We start from the raw sequence: 22,028 nt of genomic DNA, 5'->3' as shown, positions 1-22,028 counted from the left end.
CCTATACTGCAGCCAGCATGCCGCCATCAATAAAGAGTAAATGACCATTCACGAAATCTGAGGCCCTAGAGGACAGATAAACCGCGCCGCCCACCAGCTCTTCAGGATTGCCCCAGCGTGCAGCCGGCGTGCGTTTACACAGCCATTCGGAGAACTCTTTGTTATCGACCAGCGCCTGGGTCATGTCAGTTTTGAAATAGCCCGGCGCGATGCCGTTCACCTGAATATTGTAGCGTGCCAGTTCAACGCACATGCCACGGGTCAGCATTTTTACCGCGCCCTTTGAAGCGGCGTATGGCGTGATGGTGTCGCGACCCAGCTCGCTTTGCATCGAACCGATATTAATGATTTTGCCGCGCTCGCGTTGGATCATGTAACGCGCCACCGCCTGCGATACCAGGAACACAGATTTCTGGTTTACGGCAATCACGTCGTCCCAGTCTTTTTCCGGAAACTCGGTGAATTTATGGCGGCGCTGAATACCGGCGTTATTCACCAGCACATCAATCGGCCCGATGGTGCTTTCGATATGATCAATCGCCTGATTCACCGCCTGACTGCTGGTGACATCAAATGAGACGGCATGGGCGATAAAGCCTTCAGCACGCAGGGCTTCGGCCGCTTTTTGCGTGGATTCCTGTTGTGTACCGTTAACGATAATTTCCGCGCCATGCTGCGCCAGCCCTTTCGCCAGCAGGAAACCCAGACCGCGCGTCGAGCCGGTAATCAGAATCTTTTTATTGTCCAGTGAGAAGAGATTTGTCATGACGTTGGCCTTATTGAACGCTGATTTAAAAAGTTAGCTTCACTACACCGGTTTACCCCGCGCTAAACTGTGATGCAGATCACCTGACGGAATGTTAAAAAACCCTGTTACTCCGGGTGTGATCATCATCATTTTGATAACAATCTCCGGCGCTTTCTGTTTCAATAACAAGGTATATTTGCAGGCCCAATCAGGAAAACTCCGCATGAGAAACCAGCGCGTGACACTACAGGACATCGCCCAACTGGCGGATGTCACGAAGATGACGGTGAGCCGTTTTCTGCGCACGCCGGAAAAGGTGTCTCCTGAAACCCGCGAACGCATCACGAAGGTGATGGAAGAAGTGGGATATCCGCTGGAAGAAGCCCGCGGACCGGCCAAAGCGCCGCGTATCGGCATTTTAGTGCCGTCATTTAACAACCAGATTTTCTCCGACTTACTGGCGGGCATTGAGTCGGTCACTTCCGCGCAGGGCTTTCAGACGCTGGTCGTCAATTACGATTACAGCAAAGAGCGCGAGGAAGAACACATCATTAATCTGCTCGGTTATCAGCTTGCCGGACTGATCCTCACGGATTCCGTGCATACCCTGAAAGCCGATAAGTATCTGAATGCCGCAGAAATTCCTGTTGCGCAGGTGATGGATCTCGACGATCCGCACGGGCGGATTGCCGTCGGTTTTGATAACCAGCAGGCCGGTTACGATATGGCGAATACGTTGCTCGCCAGCGGCAAAGAACATGTGGTGTATTTCGGTTCGATGTCGGATGCCCGCGACCAGAAGCGTTATCAGGGTTACAGCCGCGCAATGGATGAACGCGGGCTGACGCCGGTGCATATCACGCCTAATAAAGTGTCGTCGGTATCTATCGGTGCGGGCATGCTGGCCATGGCGCGTCAGTTATATCCGCAGACCAACGCTATTTTGTGTACCAATGACGATATTGCCGTCGGCGTGTTACAAGAATGTATCAAACAGGGGATCCGCGTCCCGCAGGATATGGCAATTTCCGGTTTCCACGGGCTGGATATCGGCCTCGCCACTACACCATTATTAGCCAGCGTGATCACCCCGCGCTTTGAGATGGGGAAAGTGGTGGCAGAGATATTGCTCAAAAAAATCAGGAACCTGCCGACGATCGAAAGGGTGGATTTGCATTACCGTATTTCCCTCGGCGGCACCATTTAATCCTCCTTTCCCGTCCATTTCTCCCCCTTCGTCCTGCACGCCAACTCCGGTGCAGGATCACGTAAGTGGTAACACCTTTTCTTAACATAATTCAACGTGACTCCTGTCACGAAATACTTTCCTCAAAATGCTTTTATTAAGCCATCACCGGTTACAGGCACACAGAGGAAAGAATATGGATAATAAGATTCCTAAGGCTCGCTGGCTTCGAGTAATAACGCCAATCCTTATCGCTTGCATTATTTCCTTCATGGACAGGGTCAATATTAGTTTCGCCATGCCCGGCGGGATGGACGCGGAATTAGGGATTACCGCTTCAATGGCCGGTCTGGCCGCCGGTATCTTCTTTATCGGCTATTTATTCCTGCAGGTGCCGGGCGGCAGCCTGGCGGTACACGGCAGCGGACGGAAATTCATTGCCTGCTCATTGATTGCCTGGGCGGTGATCTCCATCCTGACCGGCTTTATCACCAATCAGTATCAGCTGTTGTTCCTGCGCTTTGCGCTGGGTGTGGCAGAAGGCGGGATGCTGCCGGTGGTGCTGACGATGGTCAGCAACTGGTTCCCTGATAAAGAACGTGGCCGCGCCAATGCTTACGTGCTGATGTTCGCGCCGCTCGGCGGGATGATCACCGCGCCGTTGTCCGGCTTGATTCTTGATACGCTCGACTGGCGCTGGTTGTTCATCATCGAAGGGGCATTATCTTTCGTGGTGATGATTTTCTGGTGGTTCACCATCAGCGACCGTCCGGAAGAAGCGAAATGGCTGTCAGAGCGTGAACGCGACTATCTGGTGACGGAACTGAACCGCGAACGCGAAGCCCTGAAAGCCCTGGCGCCGGTAAACAATGCGCCGCTGAAAGAGGTGTTCCGTAACAAGTCTATCGTCAAACTGATCATCATTAACTTCTTCTATCAGACCGGGATTTACGGCTATACCTTGTGGCTGCCGACCATCCTGAAAAACCTGACCGGCGGTGACATGAGTTCGGTGGGTATGCTGGCGATTATCCCTTACGTCGGCACCATGCTGGGGATCCTGGCGATGTCGGTGCTGTCGGATAAAACCGGTAAGCGTCGTATGTTTATCGCCCTGCCGCTGTGTGGTTTCGCAGCTTGTCTGGCGGCCTCTGTCGCATTTGGCCATAACATCATGGCGGCCTACGGTTTCCTGGTCGGTGCCGGTTTCTTCCTGCAAGCCGCCACCAGCGCCTTCTGGACCATTCCGGGTAAAGTCACCACGCCGGAAGTGGCAGGCAGCGCACGGGGTGTGATCAACGGTCTGGGGAATCTGGGCGGTTTCTGCGGTCCGTATCTGGTCGGCGTGCTGGTCAGTCTCTACGGCCAGAGCACCGCGATTTATGCCCTGGTGGCCTCATTACTGATTGCCGCGGCAGTCACCACGTTGCTGCCAAAAGAGTGCGATATGGCGCTGGTACCGGGGGCGAAGGCCAAAGCCATGGCCGACGAATATGCCCGTGCCAAAGCGGCGCGCCGGGTTCAGGGAGTGAAAGCGGAAGTGATTTAATGATCCAGCACGAAGCAGAGAAAACGGTGCTGGTTTTGCTCCTTCCCCTGCGAAGGGGGAGGTTGGGAGGGGGTTTTAAGGGCTAACATCTTGTCAAAGCACACTTTACCTTTTTGATTTTGACCTTAATACCCCACCCCAGCCCTCCCCTTCGCAGGGGAGGGAGCAGACCGAACCCTGCTTCTACGTCTGTAAAACCAGCAGATCAATCGGACTTTGCACCTCCCCCGCCAGGGAGACAAGTTATGCCGTTTCCGCAGACACTTTCACCGGACGGCTGGCGTAGAGATACAAAAGCGTCGCCGCCAGTATGCAAAACGCCATTGAACCGACCATCGGCCAGGCGCTTTTCGCCGTAAACAGTGACAGCACAGAACCAATCGCCGCACCGGTTCCGAAACGAATCGTGCCAGCCAGTGAAGCGGCTGTACCGGCCATGTGCGGGAAGTCATCCATAATGACGGCCATGGCGTTAGACGTCACCATCGCAATCACACCGACATACCCCGCCACACCGATCACCATCGCCCAGAATGGCAATCCGAAGGTACACACAATCACCAGCCACATCCCCATCGTCAGTTGCACAAACAACCCGAAGCGGAACATTTTCACCGCGCCCGTACGGCGCACGTTACGGCTGTTGATGAGTGTCAGAATGACCAGTGCGACGATGTTCAGCGCAAAGTAAAAGCCGAAGTTCTGCGGCGAAACGCCATTAAGTTCGATGTAAACAAACGGACCGGCGCTGAGGAAAGAGAACATCCCGGCAAATGAGAAACCACTCGCCAGCATATAACTAAGCACACGTTTGTGACGGAACAGGGACGCAAAGTTACCGACGCTGGTACGCAGATGAAATTTCTGCCGTCGTTCCTTGGGCAGTGTCTCTTTGATATAGACGCCCACCAGCGTCGCGGCAATCAGCGCTGCGATGGCCATTGCCCAGAAAATCGCGTGCCAGCTGAATATGGCCATCAGCAAACCACCGAGCATCGGTGCCAGCAGCGGCGCAACCGTCATCACCAGCACCACAAAAGACATCATTCGCGAGAATTCATCTTTGGTGAACATATCGCGCATCAGCGCGTTGATGACCACACTTGCGGCAGCGGCTGCCAGACCGTGCAGGAAACGCATCCAGACCAGTTGCTCGACCGACTGCGCCAGCGCACAGGCACCGGCCGCGACGGCAAAGATCATCACGCCCCAGAAGATAACCGGCTTACGCCCGAGGCTGTCCGCCATCGGTCCGTAAAACAGCTGCCCTATTGCAAAACCCAGCACGTAAGCGCTGAGCGTCATTTGCACGCTGCCCGCCGGAACGCCATATTCCTGTGCGATCACGGGCATACTTGGCAGATACATATCGATGGCCAGAGGCATCAGCATCGATATCAATCCCAGGATGAAAATCAGTCCGACGTGGGAGACCGGTTTTTCTTGCACTTTCAGCTGCTCCAGTTATCGAAAAAACTATCGCGAAGGAACGCCAACGCTGGCCACTTCCTGCTCAGTTAACGGACGGTACTGACCCGGTTCTAAATCTTCATCCATCACAATCTCGCCGATACGTTCACGGTGCAACGCAACCACACGGTTACCGACGGCGGCAAACATGCGTTTTACCTGATGGTAACGGCCTTCGCTGAGGGTGAGACGCACCAGACAGTCTTCGATTTTTTCGAGCTGTGCCGGTTTGGTCAGGGAATCTTCGTTATGCAACTGCACACCGGCCTCAAACTGCGCAGCGGTGTCGTCAGCCAGCGGATGTTCGAGCGTCACCAGATAGGTTTTTTCGCAGTGATGACGCGGCGAGGTGATGCGGTGTGACCACTGACCGTCGTCGGTCATCAGCACCAGACCGGTGGTGTCGATATCCAGACGCCCCGCGGCATGCAGTTTGTAGGCAACGGGTTCTTCGAGGAAATACAGCACGGTCGGGTGATCCGGATCATCGGTAGAACACACGTATCCCTGCGGTTTGTTGAGCATGAAATAACGCGGACCGGTAATTTGATCCAGCACATTGCCATCAAACTCGACGCGTTGTTCAGGGCTGATTTTCATTGAGCCGGTTTTGACGATTTCACCGTCTACGGTGACACGTTTGTTACGCAGTTCGCGCAAAACCAGCGCGCGGCTTACGCCTAATTGCTGAGAGAGAAACTTGTCCAGACGCATTGGATCGACTTGCCTTCATGGCGATCTGAGTGATCGCGTTACTGATAAAACACAAGACCCCGCCGTCGCAATACAGCAACTGACAGGGTTCAGGGTTGTTCGGTTCGTAATAATTGCAAAGAGTTATTATTACTTCGGGGGGGCAGAAATACTGCCGCATTGAGCGCATTAGTATAGCCGTGCATCCTGCAAGGAAGAAGGAAAATAAGCAGGCTAAACATTCACAGCGGGCGATTTCTTTGCTCATCGCCATCAGCCGGATTTCTTGGCATACTGCATTACTGTTTTTATAAACAGGTAAGTTAACTCAATAACGAACAGGTGATCATCGCGTGACTGTTTTTACCCTCCGCCCTTACCAGCAAGATGCCGTGGATGCCACGCTGCGTCATTTTCGCCAGCACGACGAACCGGCTGTGATTGTGCTGCCGACCGGCGCGGGAAAAAGTCTGGTGATTGCCGAACTGGCGCGCGTTGCCCGCGGGCGTGTGCTGGTGCTCGCCCACGTCAAAGAACTGGTGGCGCAAAACCACAGCAAATACCTTTCTTACGGGCTGGAAGCCGATATCTTCGCAGCCGGTCTGAATCTCAAGCAAAGCAGCGGCAAAGTGGTATTTGGCAGCGTGCAGTCCGTCGCGCCTAACCTGGCGGAGTTCAGCGGTGAGTTTTCCCTGCTGATTGTCGATGAATGCCACCGTATCTCCGACGATGACAACAGTCAGTATCAGCAAATCATCGGCCACCTCAAAGCACAAAACCCGCGCCTGCGGCTGCTCGGCCTGACCGCCACGCCCTACCGTTTGGGCAAGGGCTGGATTTATCAGTATCACCATCAGGGCATTGTACGCGGCGATGCCAACAGCCTGTTCCGCGACTGCATCTATGAACTGCCATTGCGTTACATGATTAAAAACGGCTTTCTGGTACCGCCGGAACGGCTCGATATGCCGGTAGTCAGTTACGATTTCAGCCGCCTGCAGGCCAGCAGTAATGGTCTGTTCAGTGAAGCCGATCTGAATGACGAATTGCGCCAGCAAAAGCGCATCACGCCGCACATCATCAGCCAGATTATTGAGTTCGCACAGGACCGCAAAGGGGTGATGATTTTTGCCTCGACGGTGGAACATGCCGGTGAAATTTTCGGTCTGCTGCCGAAAGGCGAAGCGGCGCTGATCAGCGCACAAACACACGCGGTGGAACGGGACAGGCTGATTACCGCGTTTAAAGCGCAGCAGTTACGCTATCTGGTGAATGTATCGGTGCTGACTACCGGCTTTGACGCACCGCATGTGGATCTTATCGCCATCCTGCGCCCGACCGAATCCGTCAGTCTGTATCAGCAAATTGTCGGACGCGGGCTGCGGCTCGCACCGGGCAAAACGGATTGCCTGATCCTCGATTACGCCGGAAACCCGCATGACCTGTTTACGCCGGAAGTCGGCAGCCATAAACCGGCGGGCGATAACAAACCGGTGCAGGTGTTCTGCCCGGCCTGCGGTTTCGCCAATATTTTCTGGGGAAAAACCACCGAAGACGGCACAGTCATCGAGCATTTTGGCCGCCGTTGTCAGGGCGTGCTGGAAGATGATGAAGGCAATCGCGAGCAATGTGATTTCCGCTTTCGCTTTAAAAGCTGTCCGCACTGTGGCGCCGAGAACGATATCGCCGCACGGCGTTGTCATCAGTGTCAGGAAATTCTGGTCGATCCCGATGATATGCTGAAAGCCGCGCTGCGCCTGAAAGATGCACTGGTGCTGCGCTGTGGTGGTATGAATCTGCAAAACGGGCGCGACGACAAAGGCGAATGGCTGAAGATTACTTATTACGATGAAGACGGTGCTGACGTTTCCGAGCGCTTTCGCCTGACGACGCCTGCCCAGCGCATGGCGTTTCTGCATAACTTCCTGCGTCCGCACCAGCGCGCGCCGGGCGTACCGCTGGAATGGAATACCGCCGCGGATATCGTCGCGCAGCAGATTTTATTGCGTCATCCGGATTTTGTGGTGGCGCGCATGAAAGGCCAGTTCTGGCAGGTGCGGGAAAAAATGTTTGATTATGAAGGCCGCTACCGGCGCGCTAACGAACTGCGCGGGTAACAGGGATGACCAAATCGGTAATTATTCATTGTTGCTGCGCGCCGACTCCGGTATCATACCGCCCGCTTTCGCCTTGTGTGAAAGCCGCAGTACTCAACTCGTCACTCGGTCGCAGGTGGCGGGGCACATTTTAGAAGTAGTTCTAATCGAGAAACATACAATGATCACTATCAATGTAGAAGTACGTCCACAGGACGAGCAGGGCAAAGGTGCGAGCCGCCGCCTGCGTACAGCAAACAAATTCCCAGCTATCGTTTACGGTGGCTCAGCTGCTCCGGTTTCTATCAAACTGGACCACGATTCTGTCAAGAATCTGGAAGTTAAAGCGGAGTTCTACTCTGAAGCAATTACTCTGGTTATCGACGGTAAAGAAACCAAAGTTAAAGTTCAGGCTGTACAGCGTCACCCGTTCAAGCCAAAACTGGCTCACATCGACTTCGTTCGCGTTTAATCGCTGACTGAGTTGTTGCGCATCGGGACGCCGTGCGAGAACAAATAAAAAACGCCGCTTATGCGGCGTTTTTTATTGGGCGCTATTCTGATTTGCTCCTCCCCCTGCGAAGGGGGAGGTTGGGTGGGGGTTTTAAGGGCTAATACCCTTTTCTAAAGCACACTTCAACATCTTGATTTTGCTTTAATACCCCACCCCAACCCTCCCCTTCGCAGGGGAGGGTGCGATTATTTATTGCCCGCTTTGCGCTGCAATTGATCCCGCAAATTCGGCGGTGTGCCTTTGATGGTCAGGGTATCCGTGGCCGGATCCCAGAAAATGCGTTCGCCCATCAGCATGGCATCGAAGTTGATGCTCAGACCGCCGCCGCTGCCGGCGAATTTGGTCAGCTGACGCAAGGTGCTGCGGTCGGCCGGGAAGGTTTCTTCCAGCTGATAGCCCTGCTCCTGGGTAAATTCTTTAAATTTCTTGTCATTCCACGGCGGCAGTTCTTCGGACAGATCATCCAGCGCGATCTCCTCGCCCGCCTGCAGTTGCTCGTTGCAGTAGGTATAAACCTGCTGACGGTAATTCTGACGCTCGTTTTTATCGAGCTGCGCTTCGGTACAGAAATCATCAACCGCCTGCAGCAGGCCACGGTTCTGCGCCTTGGTATCCAGACCTTCGGATGCGCCGAGGAAATCCATAAAGAAGTCAGAGACTTTGCGCCCTACCCGGCCTTTCAGGAAGGTGAGGTAACGGGTCGATTCCGGATTGGTTTCCCATTCCGTCAGATCAATACGCGCCACAATATCCGCATGATTGATGTCGAGATAATGAATGCTGCTGACATCCAGCTGTTCATTGACGCGCATACTGCTGCGGCTGTTCAGCACGGCAACCAGTAAATATTCGACTGCCAGGAAGCGGTAATGACAGAAAAGCACCACGCCGCCTTCGGCAAACGGGTATTTCGCCAGTTCGTCACGCAGACGGCCAGTGGCAGCGCGGCTGAATGACAGGAAATCGTCGTCCCCTTTGCGGCAACTGCGTAATGCGACTGCCAGCTCGCTGTCTTCATTGAACAGACCGTACGCTTTGCTTTTTGCACTGTAGACGCGGTGCAGTTCTGCCATCATTTCATCAACGGCAGCATTGGGCGTCAGAAGCGTATCACGCAGCACAACATCCAGCGTTTGCTCATCACGTTTGTTCAACTGGTGCAGAGCGATCTGCTCGAGATCCAGACTCATGGGGATTTTCTCCTGTAAGAATTGCAGCCGTGTAAGAAGGGTTTGTCTGCGGGGCGTATTCAAACACCGAAGCGTCAAAGCCGCAACCGCTCATGCCTTAGAAATAAGAGTTTGATGCGAGAAAAAACCCAAAATAATTCGTGTTGCAGGAAGGCGGCAAACGAAGAAATCCCGATGAGCTTACGCCGGTAAGTGATTCGGGTGACTGAGTGCAGTCAACGCATCTGCAACCCGAAGTGTGAAGGGGTTATAAAAATGCGGAAAACAGAGGCGTGATACGCTAAGATATTGGACTTTGTCGGATCAAGAAGCACAATACTCTATGGCACAATCATCCCGTTACAGTGACGAACACGTTGAACAGCTCCTTTCCGAGCTGGCGACAGTTCTGGAAAAACACCGCGCCCCGACAGACCTGTCTCTGATGGTTCTGGGCAATATGGTGACAAACCTTATTAATACCAGCGTCGCTCCTGCACAGCGCAAAGCCTTGTCGCAGTCCTTTGCGAAAGCGTTGCAAGCGTCGATAAGAGAAGATAAAGCCCATTAATTCACAACTTGCCCAAACCCTCTCATGGTGACAAATCGTCAGCGCTATCGCGAAAAAGTATCCCAGATGATCAGCTGGGGCCACTGGTTCGCCCTGTTTAATATCCTGCTCATTCTTGGGATCGGCAGCCGCTACCTGTTTGTTTCTGACTGGCCTTCTTCATTGCAGGGGCGTATTTACGCGCTGGTCAGCTGGCTTGGGCATTTCAGTTTTATCGGTTTCTCGGCATATTTACTGATCATCTTCCCGCTCACCTTCGTGGTGATGTCGCAACGCCTGCTGCGGTTCTTATCCGCTATTCTGGCTACCGCCGGGCTGACCCTGCTCCTGGTCGATACCGAAGTCTTTACCCGTTTCCACCTGCATATTAATCCGGTTGTGTGGGAACTGGTGGTCAATCCCGTTCAGGGCGAGATGGCACGCGACTGGCAGCTGATGTTTATTGCTGTGCCGGTGATATTCCTGCTCGAAATGCTGTTTGGTACCTGGGCGTGGCAAAAGCTGCGCAGCCTGAACCGCCGTAATTTCGCCAAGCCGATTGTCGTGCTGTTCATTGCCAGCTTCTTTGCTTCGCATCTGATGTATATCTGGGCGGATGCCAACTTCTATCGCCCGATCACCATGCAGCGCGCGAATCTTCCGCTGTCGTATCCGATGACGGCGCGCAAATTCCTTGAAAAACACGGCTTGCTGAATGCCGGTGAATACCAGAAACGGCTGATCGAACAAGGCAACCCTGAAGCGCTGGCCGTGGAATATCCGCTGAATAGCCTCAGCTTCGCGAAAACCGGGTCGAAGTATAATTTGCTGATGGTGGTACTCGACGGTGTCCATACCACCACGCTGGATAAAGACATGCCAGCACTGAGTGATTTTGCCAAACATAACATTCGTTTTGATCAGCATTTCAGTTCCGGAAACCGTAATGACACCGGGCAGTTCGGCCTGTTCTACGGGATTTCGCCAAGCTATATGCAGGGCATTCTGGCAGCGCGTAAACCTTCTGCGCTGGTGACATCGCTGGAGCAACAAGGTTACGAATTTGGTTTATTTGCCTCAGACGGTTTTAACAGCCCGCTGTACCGCCAGGCGTTACTGACCGATTTCACCTTGCCGCCGCCAGTCAAACAGACTGACCAGCAAACCGTTTATCAATGGCAACAATGGCTGAATGGCCTTGGCAACGGACCGTGGTTCTCCTACGTGAACCTGAACGGCATCAGCAGTGCATTGCGTCAGGACGGGGCCAGTGTGCCAACCGGTAACACCTTTATTCGTCGCTATCAGAACGGTGCACTGGGCGTGGATGATCAAATCAAGGCCATCCTGCAATCGTTAAAAGACCGCGGAGAGCTGGAGAAAACCGTGGTAGTCATTACCGCCTCACACGGTATTGAATTCAACGAGAATGGCACCTGGGGGTCAGGTAACTCGATGAACCGCCGCCAGTTGCAGGTTCCGCTGATCATTCACTGGCCGGGCACACCGGCGCAGAATATCGATAAGCTGACGGATCATGCCGATGTGATGACCACGCTGATGCAGCGCCTGTTGCACGTCACTACGGCCCCGGCGGATTACTCGCAGGGCGAAGATTTGTTCGCTGCGAAGCGTCGTCATAACTGGGTCACGACCAGCGACGACGGTACGCTGGTGATCACCACCCCGGACCAGACGCTGGAACTGGAAAATAACGGGGATTACCGCGCTTTTGACATTAACGGCAAGCGGATTAAAGATCAGAAACCCGAGCTTGGCTTGCTGCTTCAGGTGCTGACAGATGAAAAACGCTTCCTGGCAAACTGACATTCGCCGTTAGCGCAAAAATGAAAGCCAACCCTGACCGGTTGGCTTTTTTATTGGGGCCACGCCCATTTTCCCCTATCAAATTATTTGACCTTCTTCTTGAAAATAATGTCGTTTATAGCGCAGCCTGAAACCGTTACGGTGGACCCTATATTCTGATAACTTTCTAAAAAATGAGCGGAGTGCAACCATCGTGGCGGGACTGGTCAACGGAAAATGGGTAAGCGGCGACGTCGCGAAAGAAGAAATAAAAAACGGGGCATTTCATCGTGAGGAAACTGCCTTTCGCCAGACACATCTTGAGCCGGAAGCCGGACGGTATCAGCTTTTCGTCTCTTATTTGTGTCCGTGGGCCTCGCGCACGTTAATTTTCCGCCATCTGAAAGAGCTGGAAAAATTCATTCAGGTATCCGTTGCTCAGCCAGTGATTGGTGAAAATGGCTGGACGTTCGACACGCCGCAGGATGCAGGCGAAAAGATTGAGCAGGTGCGTTACATCCATCAGCTCTATACCGCCAGCGATGCACACTATACCGGCAAAGTATCCGTGCCCGTACTGTGGGACCGTCGCGAAGGACGTATCATCAATAATGAATCGGCTGACATTATCCGCATTCTTAACCATACGTTTGATGCACTGACCGGAAATCGGGATAACTTTTACCCTGCAGCCCTGCGCGAAGACATCGACCGCTGGAATGAAGTGATTTATCACGACGTCAACAACGGTGTGTACAAGACAGGCTTTGCGAAGACTCAGGCAAGCTATAACGCCGCCGTGACCCAACTGTTCGGCACGCTCGATACCCTTGAGGCGCATTTAAACACCCACCGGTACATGGCCGGTGAATATATTACCGAAGCCGACTGGCGTCTGTTCGTCACTCTGGTGCGTTTCGACAGCGCGTATCACGGTGCCTTCAAATGTAATATTCGCCGTATTGAAGACTATCGAAATCTTTCAAATTATTTGCGTGAACTCTATCAGTGGCCGGGGGTCAGCGACACGGTAAACCTGGCGCATATCAAACAAGGTTACTACGGTATTTTATGGCTGAATCCGACAGGTATCGTTCCGGCAGGTCCGCAGCTTGATCTGCGCCGCCCTCACGATCGTCAGCGTCTCATCGGGCGCGGCGTTATGCAGAGAACAGACTAAAAATCACTTGGACCCGCACAAATAAGACTGTATATTTCAACAGTTATTTCTCCCTGTCTTTTATGAGGAAAGTTATGCGGGTCGAACTGATTTTTGACAAACGGAATGTCTCCGGCATCCCCAATGCCAGTGAAAAGATTGAAGCGGAACTGGTTAAACGGGTACACCGTCTGTTTCCTGACGCGGAAGTAAAAGTAAAACCGATGCAGGCTAACGGGCTGAATACCCACGGTGCCAGCAAGCAGGAACGTTCGCAGTTAAACCAAATGTTAGAGGAAATGTTCGAAGAAGCCGATGAGTGGCTCGCTGTGGAGTAAAAATCCACCTTGCCGTTGCACTTACTTACAAAGAGCAATTGAAATAAACAATCCATCGCTATGGCTTAATATAAGATGTGCGGGTTATACGAAATTCATTATCAATCAGAGCGATGAGTTGCACAGAATGAGGTACAGACCTGGGTGATTTCATCCGGTACATTGTTCCCGCACCTTCGCTTTTCGCTTCACACGCGCCAATGACTTTGCGAAACCGCCATGCCACCGAGCCTAAAAAAATCCAGCGCCCAACCTAATTTCTACACCAAGCGCTTTGCGCTGATTTGTCTCGGTATTGTCTGTTGTCTGGCGCTTCTGCTCGGCCGGGTGGGCTACCTGCAATTGCTCAACCAGCCAATGCTGGAAAAAGAAGCCGACTCCCGCTCGTTGCGTTCCACTGTCATCCCTGCCGGGCGCGGCACTATTGTTGATCGTAACGGCCATCCGCTGGCGCTGAGCGTCGCCTCAAAAGACATTATCGCCGATCCGTTCCGTGTGCTGGAATTGCACAGCGACCTGAACAGTCCGAAGTGGCAATATCTGGCTTCCGCGCTGAATATGCCACTTTCGCAGCTCCAGCAAACCATCACCAGTGATCCTCAACGCCGCTTCGTCTATCTCGGCCGCAAAATAGAAGAAGGCATCGCCGCAGATATCAGCCAGCTGCACCTCGGCGGCATCAGCAGTCAGCTCGATGACAGCCGTTATTACCCGATGAGTGAAGCCGCAGCAAATCTGGTCGGCGTCGTCGGGACAGATAACGAAGGTCTGACAGGCGTTGAAAAAGGCTTTAATGCTCTGCTGCAGGGCAAACCGGGCATGCGCGAATACCGTCAGGATCGCCATGGCAATGTGATCGGCATCCTGAAAGAAGTCGCGCCACAACAGCCGCCCACCATCAACCTGAGTATCGACAGCTTTATGCAGTACGTTTTGTACTCGCGGCTGCGCGATGGCGTTACGCTTAACCAGGCTGAATCCGGTGCTGCTGTTCTGGTGGATGTGAATACCGGTGAGATTTTAGGGATGGCGTCCTATCCGTCCTATAATCCCAATAACTATGCCGGTGTTCAGGCAAAAGACATGCGAAATGTGGCGATCAGCGACAGTTTCGAACCGGGTTCGACGGTCAAACCACTGGTGGTGATGGCGGGTCTGAACCGCCATATGATCCGTCCGGATTCCGTTCTCGATACCCATCCGTATACCGTTAACGGCCACCTGATCCGCGACGTTGGTCATTGGCCAGCGCTGACCATCACCGGTATCTTGCAAAAATCCAGTGACATTGCGGTGTCGCACATTGCGCTGGCGATGCCTGCCAGTGTACTGGTTCAGCTTTATCAGTCCTTTGGTTTGGGCAAACCGACAGATCTGGGTATCGGTGGCGAAAGCAGTGGTTATTTCCCGCTCCACCGTGACCGCTGGGCTGATATCGAGCGCGCTACCTTCTCCTTTGGCTACGGCCTGCGCGTCACGCCACTGCAAATCGCCCGTGAATACGCCACGATTGGTGCCGAAGGTATTTACCGCCCGCTGTCGATAACCAAAGTCACGCCGCCGGTGCTTGGTACCCGTGTGATGTCGGCTGACGTGGTCAGAACCGTGATTCATATGATGGAAAGTGACGCCCTGCCCGGCGGCTCCGGCCTCAGCGCTGCGGTGCCGGGATACCGTCTGGCGATTAAAACCGGTACGGCGGAAAAAATGGGAGCCAGTGGCAAATACGACGGCGGTTACATCAACTACACCGCCGGTGTTGCGCCTGCCAGTAATCCGCGTGTTGCACTGGTGGTGATGGTCAATAATCCGCAAGCGGGCAAGCACTTCGGTGGTTCGGTTGCAGGCCCGATTTTCGGGCAGATTATGGGCGAAATCCTTAACCATATGAACATTGCGCCGGATGCGCTGGTGCCGGAAACGCCACCAACGACGGTGATTAATGGCGGGCAGAAAACCGATCTGGTACGTCGCCCGGCCACAGACGGTTAATCAAACGCGAGCAAAAAGATGAAAAATTTCTGACAGACTGGATCTCGCAGAAATAAGCGGTTAACGTTCGCAGTGTTTGTGGCTAAAGAAATTGCTGGCTGACTCACTGTGGAGGAAGAGCGCAAGCTCTGTAAAAAAAAGAATGAAACGGCTTCTTATCGTATTTTTGATCTTTGTTGCGGTTTGTCTGGGTGTGATTGCACTGAATATGCAGGGCAGCAGCCCCTGGTAACTGAGTTCCGTTCCCTGAAAAGGGATAAAGGGAGACATCATTTTGCCAACCGGTAAGAACTTTGTGGTTTTGATTGTTCTTATTCTCGTCGGGATAGTCGTGGTGGACGATGGCATCGCCCGTTTGATCCACTGGATCCTGTTACGTTAAAACATGGCCCGCGCGGCTGTCATTACAGTCCTGCCCACCGGGCTATTATTGTCTGCCCAACCCCTGAACATCTCTGAGCAACAGCTGCCACGCCAACCTGGCGAACTCGTGTATAATAGCGATATTCAACCTTAATACAGACTGGTTATGGCTCAAGACATTCATATCGCTATCGTCTGCGCACTCAGCAAATGGATTGAAGGCCATCTTGGTCGTGTTATCCATCTTGAAGAACTGGCTGAGTATTCAGGCTATTCGCTCTGGCACATGCAAAAACTGTTCAAAGAATCGACAGGCATTTCTCTGGGGAAGTACATCAGGGAACGCCGTCTGGCGAGTGCTGTTTATCAGCTGAGCAGCAGTGAAACCCCGATTTTTGACATTGCTATGGATTTCGGTTTTGGTTCGCAATCGCATTTCACCTACATGTTCCGCAAGCGTTTCAACATAACGCCACATGAATTCCGCCAGAACCCTGACATCAAACTTGATGTCTCTCCCCCGCTGCATCTCATCCATCAGAAATCTGCCTGAAGCTGTCAGAAATCCACAAAAAACGCGGCCATCAGAGGCCGCGTTCTTTTACTGCTTATTCTTTACTGCTAAGCGCTATTCTGTGTCTGAGAAAGGCACGCTTAGAACTGATACACCAGACCTACCGCCGTCACGTCATCGGTATTGATGCCAGCGTTGTCGGTGAAGGTGCTGCTGTCGATCAGGTTAATTTTATAGTCAACGTAGGCTGACATGTTTTTGTTGAAGTAGTAAGTCGCACCGAGGTCAACAAATTTAACCAGATCCTGATCCTGGTAGTTATTACCCAGACGGTCTGAACCTAAATCTTTACCGCGGGTTTGGTTATAAGCTACGAACGGACGCAGACCGAAATCGAACTGATAACTTGCATAGGCTTCAAATGCCTGGGATTCGTTAGCATAACCGTAAGCTTCTGAATCGGTGGAACCGAAGCGGGAAGCGTTGTAAGCCTGGGTAAACATCGCAGCCAGATAGACGTTATTCGCGTCATATTTCAGACCCCCGGTGTAGCCTTCGGCTTTTTTACCGTCGCCCATGATACCCGGTGCAGAGTTCTGCTCGTCAGTACGGTCAGAGTTGAAGAATGCACCCGCTACGCTGACGCCCGCGCCAATATCGTAGCTCAGCGACATACCGTAACCGTCGCCGTTCTGTGTCAGCACATCGCGGGTACCTGGTTCGCCGCCGCCGCTGTCGTTTTTACCCTGATATTGCAGGGCAAAGTGCAGGCCATCGACCAGACCAAAGAAGTTGTCGTTGCGGTAAGTTGCCACGCCGTTGGTACGCTGATAAAGGAACTGGTCAGCACCATAAGTGGAACCATCGAACTCAGGCTGCATGTCGGTCCAGGCGGCAACGTCATACATCACGCCGTTGTTACGGCCGTAGTCGAATGAACCCATGTCGCCAAATTTCAGACCTGCAAAACCATAACGGGTAAATGCGCGGTCACCGTCATCAGAGCTTTCAGCCTGATTAGCCTGAACCTGATATTCCCATTGGCCGTAACCCGTCAGTTGATCAGTAATCTGGGTTTCGCCTTTGAAACCAAGGCGGATGTAGCTCTGATCGCCATCAGAACCTTTGTCGTTAGAGAAGTAGTGCAAGCCATCCACTAAACCGTACAGGTCCAGTTTATTACCATCTTTATTATAAACTTCTGCCGCACTTGCTGATCCCGCCACCACTAAAGCAGGGATCATGAGTGAAAGAACACGGATTTTCATTTTTTTGTCCTCGATAGGTGTCGGACCGTGCCACTAAATGTAAAGTACAGTTTTTTTACCGCTTTAAATCTGCATAACGTTTTTTGTATCTGTATAAATGTTGGCCCGACATGGCAGTTCCATTCTCATGATATAGATTCTTTTAATCCAGAAAGAAAATGATACGAAATTAGTGAAGACATTACGTATATATTAGAATATGTAACAATATATTAATTTTGCGTAAATTTACGTCTGTTTATTTTTGTTAAAATAAAGCACGCAAAGCTAATTTAATAAAAAAATGATATATATCAATTAATTAATTAAACCCGTTACCGCACTAAGTGATAAATCATACATTCAGCAATAATATATACTCTCTCTCGCTATCATCATTATTTGTTATTCAATTACCCTCATTCCCCGTTTTGTGGAAACAACAGCCGGCCCTTTGTGGCCGGTTTTTTTTTGATTTACAAAGATATAATATCACTCTGTGATATTCATCATTGATTATATCGCGCCCGTTGACTGTATTTCTCCATAATTACTTCACATTATCTCCATCTTTTGAATTTCGATTTTCTTAATATTCGATATCTAATCCATTAAATTAATAAGGTATTTTCGGAAAATTATTAATCGATATTGTGGAGAGGCTTTGTTGGTCAGCGACACTTCAGATCCGTTACTATAGCCAAAGTCAGACCAATCCCGCTGATCACCGCCGGGAAGACCGATAAACTGCGGTGCCACGCAACAGCTTCTTTATTCAACCGTTCAGGGAACCTCATGCCACAACAGGATCAGCTAGACAACATATCCAAAGCCAGAATGCTTCTGGCAGCCCGCCGTTTTCTAAAACTCGACGAGTGGCTGTTGTCACTGATGCGTGGCTGGCAGAATCAGGGCGAAGGCCAAAGCGATTACGGCCTGCTGATGCATCCGGCCACTCTGTTTACCGGTACGGAATCGCCTGCACTTAATCCGCTGGAAGTTCTCAGTGACTGGGCGCAGCAATGCCCGCAGAGCTACCACGCTCACGTATTGCTGGGCATGGTCTGGCATGAAAATGCCTGGTTGATCCGCCAGTCTCAGGGCGAAAATGAAATTGAAGATCACCAGTGGCTCGGTGCCCAGTTGTGTTGCGATTACGCCGTGCTGGCGTTTTTACGCGCCATCGAATTACACCCGCGCCCGACTCATGCGTTCCGCCATCTGATGAATCTCAGCGGGGGTTTCGGTGAGCCTTACTGGCTGAAATCTCTTTTCGCTGGCGAAATCCCCAAGCCCCTGCATGAGAAGTTTTCGATTCAGGACAGTGAAATCTGGCAAGCCGGGGTGGCGCATATCCACGCCCTCGGGTTCGAACCTGCCACACACTGGCCGCAAATGTTACCTGCCGCGTTACAGCAAACCCGAAAAACCGGTGAAGAAGCGCTGGATTACTGGCTGCGCATGGCGATGTCCGTGCGTCACGCCGACGTCGGCACGATGGAATCCTACCTGTTATTCCATTCCGCGTTCTGGGGCGGCAGCGACGAGCAACAGATGCTGATTATCGACAGCCCGCTGTGTGCGGAATTCAGCGATGAAGAACGTAACCAGTTTCGTGCGAACGCGCTGTGCGATGCGCTATCCGGCGATATTGCAGAACGGGAATCACCGCGGGCGCAGGAACTCCAGCAGCGTTTGGCGACTTTACTGGCTCAGCCCCTCACGCCTGAAACCCGCGTCCGCCTGCTGGATCTCGCCGGGATTTGTACCGCTTACTGGCAGGATGATGATCAGGCCGGCCTGACCGTTTATGACGCATTGTTCGCCGTTTCACCGCAGGCGATGCCGGGCCATTCTGCCCGCATGTTTATTTCCCGCGCCGTGCTGGCAAACGGTCATGAAGAAGGTTTGCCGGTACTCACTCAGTTACTGACCCGCGGCCTGAGCCAGGCCAATGATCCGGTGCTGGTCGCGTTTGCCGCGACGGCGCTGCAATTCGGATTGTACGGACTGCCAGCCCGGCCAGAGTTAAGTGAAGGGCTGATGGAACACGCATGGTCGCTTATCCAGCAATCGGGGGATGAACAACCGGTCAGCGATCTGGTCACGCTGGCGCATGATATGGCAATCAATGACGACATCGATGCCGCTCATTTTCTGATGACCGGCATGGCGCGCCACGGCAGTGCCATTCACTGCTACGAGCTGTATTTCTTCTACCGCAACGGCTGGCACCATGATGTGCCTGAGCATTATCACAATGACAGTAATGCGATGGATTGTGTGCTCAGCGCCGCCCGCTCTGGCATGGTTCCGGCTATGTTTACCTGCGCTAACGCGCTGCGCGACGGGCTGAGCGGCGAACCGGATTATGAACAGGCGATGCAGTGGTATCAGCGTGCGATAGACGCCGGGCACCTGTCCGCCGCCTACTATCGCGCCAGTTGCGCGCTGGATAATGGCTCAGATGCCGAGAAACGTCAGGCAGCAGAAGTCTGGCTGCCGGAAATTCTGCATAACGCCGCACACCCGGATCGCGCCGAAGCCGCTTATACCCTTGGCATGGCCTGGCTGACCGGTACCGGCGTGAAGAAAAACCGTTATATCGCGGATAAATTTATGGAATTCGTGCTTGAGCTGAACCCGGAATCCGAGGCTGCGAAGCAGGTTCACGATGAACTCAGCGGCTCGCTGCGGGCGAGGATGAATCTTTGGCAGGATAAGCGCAAGACTGAGATTGAAGATCCTATCGCCGGGTTTAGATTGCAGGAGCCGCTGCAATCGCGGCTTAAACACCTTTTATAAAGGTGCAAATTTTGGGTTTTCACTGGCCGTGAAGGCTTAATCGGGAATATTTCGGTTTCTCACTCGCCGTGGAGGCTTGATCGGGAATATTTCGGTTTCTCAATAACTGTTATCGCAGAGCCTTTCGCGCCGAAACCGACCAAGAGGGAAAAGTGCTTTTTCCCTCTTGGATCTCCCTTCGCTTTTCAACAAGCGCTATCGCGTGCTGGCTATGTTTCAGTTGCCGCAGAGACAGGCTGGAAATCTTGCCGCTGCGCGGTTCCTTCTCTCGGTCTTCGAGCCACAGGTCTCGAAGCCGCTCCGTTCAGCAAGATTTCTGAATCGCCCGCACGATCTTAAATTCAACGACAGAATGTTTTATCTTTCCTCCTCCCCCTGCGAAGGGGGAGGTTGGGAGGGGGTTTACGGGCTAACACTTAGTCAAAGCTTACTTTAACTCTCTGATTTTTCTTTAATACCCCACCCCAACCCTCCCCTTCGCAGGGGAGGGAGCTTTATGGCTATCACTGCGGCAGCTGAAACATAGTCAGCGAGCAGAGCGCGCAGTTAAAAAAGCGCCGGAGTCCAGAGGGCGCGCGCTTACGCGTCCTCTGGGCCAGTTTGGGCGGCGAGCCCAAGGTGTTGACTTTAAAGCCTCAGCAGCAGCGCCCTCCTGCTTACCTCTCCCTCAGGGATTCTTTCACCTTATTCAACGGTTTAATCAGATAATCCAGCACGCTTTTCTGACCGGTTTTGATATCCACATTCGCCACCATCCCCGGCACGATCGGGAACTGGCGCCCGGCTTTGTTGGTCAGGAAAGCTTTGTCGGTGCGAACATACACACGGTAATAATACTGGTCGCGCTTCACTTCATCCTGCAACGTATCCGGTGAGACACCTTCAACTTTACCGTCCAGATCGCCATAGATTGATGAATCGTACGCCGAGATTTTTACCGTGGCAGGCAGTCCGGGGCGGATATAGGCGATGTCGCGCGGGTTAATGCGGGTTTCGATCAGCAGCTGATCTTCAATCGGCACGATTTCCATCAGCTTGCCACCCGGTTGCAGAACACCGCCGACAGTGGAAACCTGAATGTCTTTAACAATGCCGTGAACCGGCGAATACAGCTCAGAGCGCGTCACCTGATCTTCTTTACCGGCCAACACCTGCAATTCAGCGTCCAGATCGGCGTTATTTTTCACCTGCTCTTCACGCGCACGTACCGCGTACTGGTTAGTGGCATCGTCGATTTTTCCGCGCAGTTCGCTGGCCTGACGTTTGAGGCGAATGACTTCGACCTGCCCTGCCGCGCCTTTGGCCACCAGGGGTTGCGTCATGTTGATTTCATCGTTAACCAGTCTGAGCGACTGTTGCAGGTTAGTCACCGTTTCATCACGGTTCTGCTTACGTGATAAATATAACTGGCGTTCACGCGCCACCAGTTCCGGTGATTTCATGGTTTCGGGGCTGAATTTCAGCGGTGCGCCGGTCAGTTCGGCGCTCAGACGTTCAGAAGAAGCACGTAATGTCCGCACACGGGAGGCGGCCTCGCCATAGTTTGACTGAGAACGTGTCGGGTCAAGCTGCGCCAGAAGCTGGCCGCGATTCACCACTGATCCTTCCTGCACCATCAGTTTTAAAATTACGCCACCATCGAGCGAGTCAATTTGCTGTGCTTTGCTCGATGGCGTCACTTTGCCGGTACCGACCGTTACCTCGTCCAGCACAGCAAAACGTGCCCAGACAAAAAACACCAGCAAACTGGCCAGCGTGCCCCAGATAATCCACGAGACTTTGCGGCTTTCGGCTTCCAGTTCATCATGCAATGTCAGATGTGCCATGCG

At 52.7% G+C, this 22,028-nt stretch carries 17 protein-coding genes; 11 read left to right on the top strand and 6 right to left on the bottom strand.

The genetic code is table 11. The features are described from left to right. Position 1: 1 nt before the first annotated feature. Positions 2 to 766 (bottom strand): gluconate 5-dehydrogenase, encoded by a 765-nt coding sequence (gene idnO, locus GW591_RS02170; RefSeq protein WP_112151190.1) that lies wholly within the window; start codon positions 764 to 766, stop codon positions 2 to 4. Between the two features lie 205 nt (positions 767 to 971). Between idnO and GW591_RS02165 the strand changes: the two genes are divergently transcribed. Continuing rightward, positions 972 to 1,955: a LacI family DNA-binding transcriptional regulator gene (locus GW591_RS02165; RefSeq protein WP_013574640.1), complete on the top strand. Its 984-nt coding sequence runs from the start codon at positions 972 to 974 to the stop codon at positions 1,953 to 1,955. A gap of 175 nt (positions 1,956 to 2,130) precedes the next feature. Further along, positions 2,131 to 3,483, top strand: coding sequence for an MFS transporter (locus GW591_RS02160; RefSeq protein WP_037036162.1), 1,353 nt, complete (start codon positions 2,131 to 2,133; stop codon positions 3,481 to 3,483). 243 nt (positions 3,484 to 3,726) lie between these two features. Here the strand turns inward: GW591_RS02160 and GW591_RS02155 are convergent, their stop codons facing one another. Both GW591_RS02155 and rsuA read right to left on the bottom strand, forming a co-directional pair. Next, on the bottom strand, positions 3,727 to 4,932 hold the full coding sequence (locus GW591_RS02155; protein ID WP_013574638.1) for a Bcr/CflA family multidrug efflux MFS transporter: 1,206 nt from the start codon (positions 4,930 to 4,932) through the stop codon (positions 3,727 to 3,729). Between the two features lie 27 nt (positions 4,933 to 4,959). Continuing rightward, positions 4,960 to 5,667, bottom strand: coding sequence for a 16S rRNA pseudouridine(516) synthase RsuA (gene rsuA / locus GW591_RS02150; RefSeq protein ID WP_013574637.1), 708 nt, complete (start codon positions 5,665 to 5,667; stop codon positions 4,960 to 4,962). A gap of 332 nt (positions 5,668 to 5,999) precedes the next feature. On the opposite strand from rsuA, the gene GW591_RS02145 reads away from it, so the two are divergent. Beyond that, positions 6,000 to 7,763 (top strand): DEAD/DEAH box helicase, encoded by a 1,764-nt coding sequence (locus GW591_RS02145; RefSeq protein WP_112198745.1) that lies wholly within the window; start codon positions 6,000 to 6,002, stop codon positions 7,761 to 7,763. 160 nt (positions 7,764 to 7,923) lie between these two features. After that, a complete protein-coding gene (rplY, locus tag GW591_RS02140) occupies positions 7,924 to 8,214 on the top strand; it encodes a 50S ribosomal protein L25 (RefSeq protein ID WP_013574635.1) in 291 nt (96 codons plus the stop codon). A gap of 227 nt (positions 8,215 to 8,441) precedes the next feature. On the opposite strand, the gene yejK is transcribed toward rplY, so the two are convergent. Continuing rightward, complete coding sequence (gene yejK / locus GW591_RS02135) at positions 8,442 to 9,446, bottom strand: nucleoid-associated protein YejK (protein WP_013574634.1); 1,005 nt, start codon at positions 9,444 to 9,446, stop codon at positions 8,442 to 8,444. Positions 9,447 to 9,768: 322 nt separating this feature from the next. On the opposite strand from yejK, the gene GW591_RS02130 reads away from it, so the two are divergent. The 6 genes from GW591_RS02130 to GW591_RS02105 all read left to right on the top strand — a co-directional run bounded on the left by GW591_RS02130 (position 9,769) and on the right by GW591_RS02105 (position 16,186). Next, a complete protein-coding gene (locus tag GW591_RS02130) occupies positions 9,769 to 9,996 on the top strand; it encodes a YejL family protein (RefSeq protein ID WP_015696497.1) in 228 nt (75 codons plus the stop codon). A gap of 24 nt (positions 9,997 to 10,020) precedes the next feature. Beyond that, positions 10,021 to 11,802 carry an LPS biosynthesis-modulating metalloenzyme YejM gene (yejM, locus tag GW591_RS02125; RefSeq protein ID WP_126124699.1) on the top strand — a complete coding sequence of 594 codons (1,782 nt, stop codon included), beginning with the start codon at positions 10,021 to 10,023 and terminating at the stop codon, positions 11,800 to 11,802. Positions 11,803 to 11,995: 193 nt separating this feature from the next. Next, positions 11,996 to 12,961, top strand: a complete 966-nt coding sequence (locus tag GW591_RS02120; protein WP_121019541.1) for a glutathione S-transferase family protein — start codon at positions 11,996 to 11,998, stop codon at positions 12,959 to 12,961. A gap of 74 nt (positions 12,962 to 13,035) precedes the next feature. Continuing rightward, a complete protein-coding gene (locus GW591_RS02115) occupies positions 13,036 to 13,278 on the top strand; it encodes a DinI family protein (RefSeq protein ID WP_013574630.1) in 243 nt (80 codons plus the stop codon). 219 nt (positions 13,279 to 13,497) lie between these two features. Further along, on the top strand, positions 13,498 to 15,270 hold the full coding sequence (locus tag GW591_RS02110; RefSeq protein ID WP_013574629.1) for a penicillin-binding transpeptidase domain-containing protein: 1,773 nt from the start codon (positions 13,498 to 13,500) through the stop codon (positions 15,268 to 15,270). A 529-nt stretch (positions 15,271 to 15,799) separates the two neighbouring features. Continuing rightward, positions 15,800 to 16,186: a helix-turn-helix domain-containing protein gene (locus tag GW591_RS02105; protein WP_013574628.1), complete on the top strand. Its 387-nt coding sequence runs from the start codon at positions 15,800 to 15,802 to the stop codon at positions 16,184 to 16,186. Between the two features lie 101 nt (positions 16,187 to 16,287). On the opposite strand, the gene ompC is transcribed toward GW591_RS02105, so the two are convergent. After that, positions 16,288 to 17,415 (bottom strand): porin OmpC, encoded by a 1,128-nt coding sequence (gene ompC / locus GW591_RS02100; RefSeq protein WP_013574627.1) that lies wholly within the window; start codon positions 17,413 to 17,415, stop codon positions 16,288 to 16,290. Between the two features lie 774 nt (positions 17,416 to 18,189). Here ompC and GW591_RS02095 point away from each other — a divergent pair. Beyond that, on the top strand, positions 18,190 to 20,199 hold the full coding sequence (locus GW591_RS02095) for a DUF4034 domain-containing protein (protein WP_166860026.1): 2,010 nt from the start codon (positions 18,190 to 18,192) through the stop codon (positions 20,197 to 20,199). A 656-nt stretch (positions 20,200 to 20,855) separates the two neighbouring features. On the opposite strand, the gene GW591_RS02090 is transcribed toward GW591_RS02095, so the two are convergent. Further along, a complete protein-coding gene (locus GW591_RS02090; protein WP_013574625.1) occupies positions 20,856 to 22,025 on the bottom strand; it encodes an HlyD family efflux transporter periplasmic adaptor subunit in 1,170 nt (389 codons plus the stop codon). Positions 22,026 to 22,028 lie beyond the last annotated feature (3 nt).

The sequence above is a fragment of the Rahnella aceris genome (assembly GCF_011684115.1).
Lineage (GTDB): Bacteria > Pseudomonadota > Gammaproteobacteria > Enterobacterales > Enterobacteriaceae > Rahnella > Rahnella aceris.
This window is presented reverse-complemented; position numbering and strand designations above follow the sequence as displayed.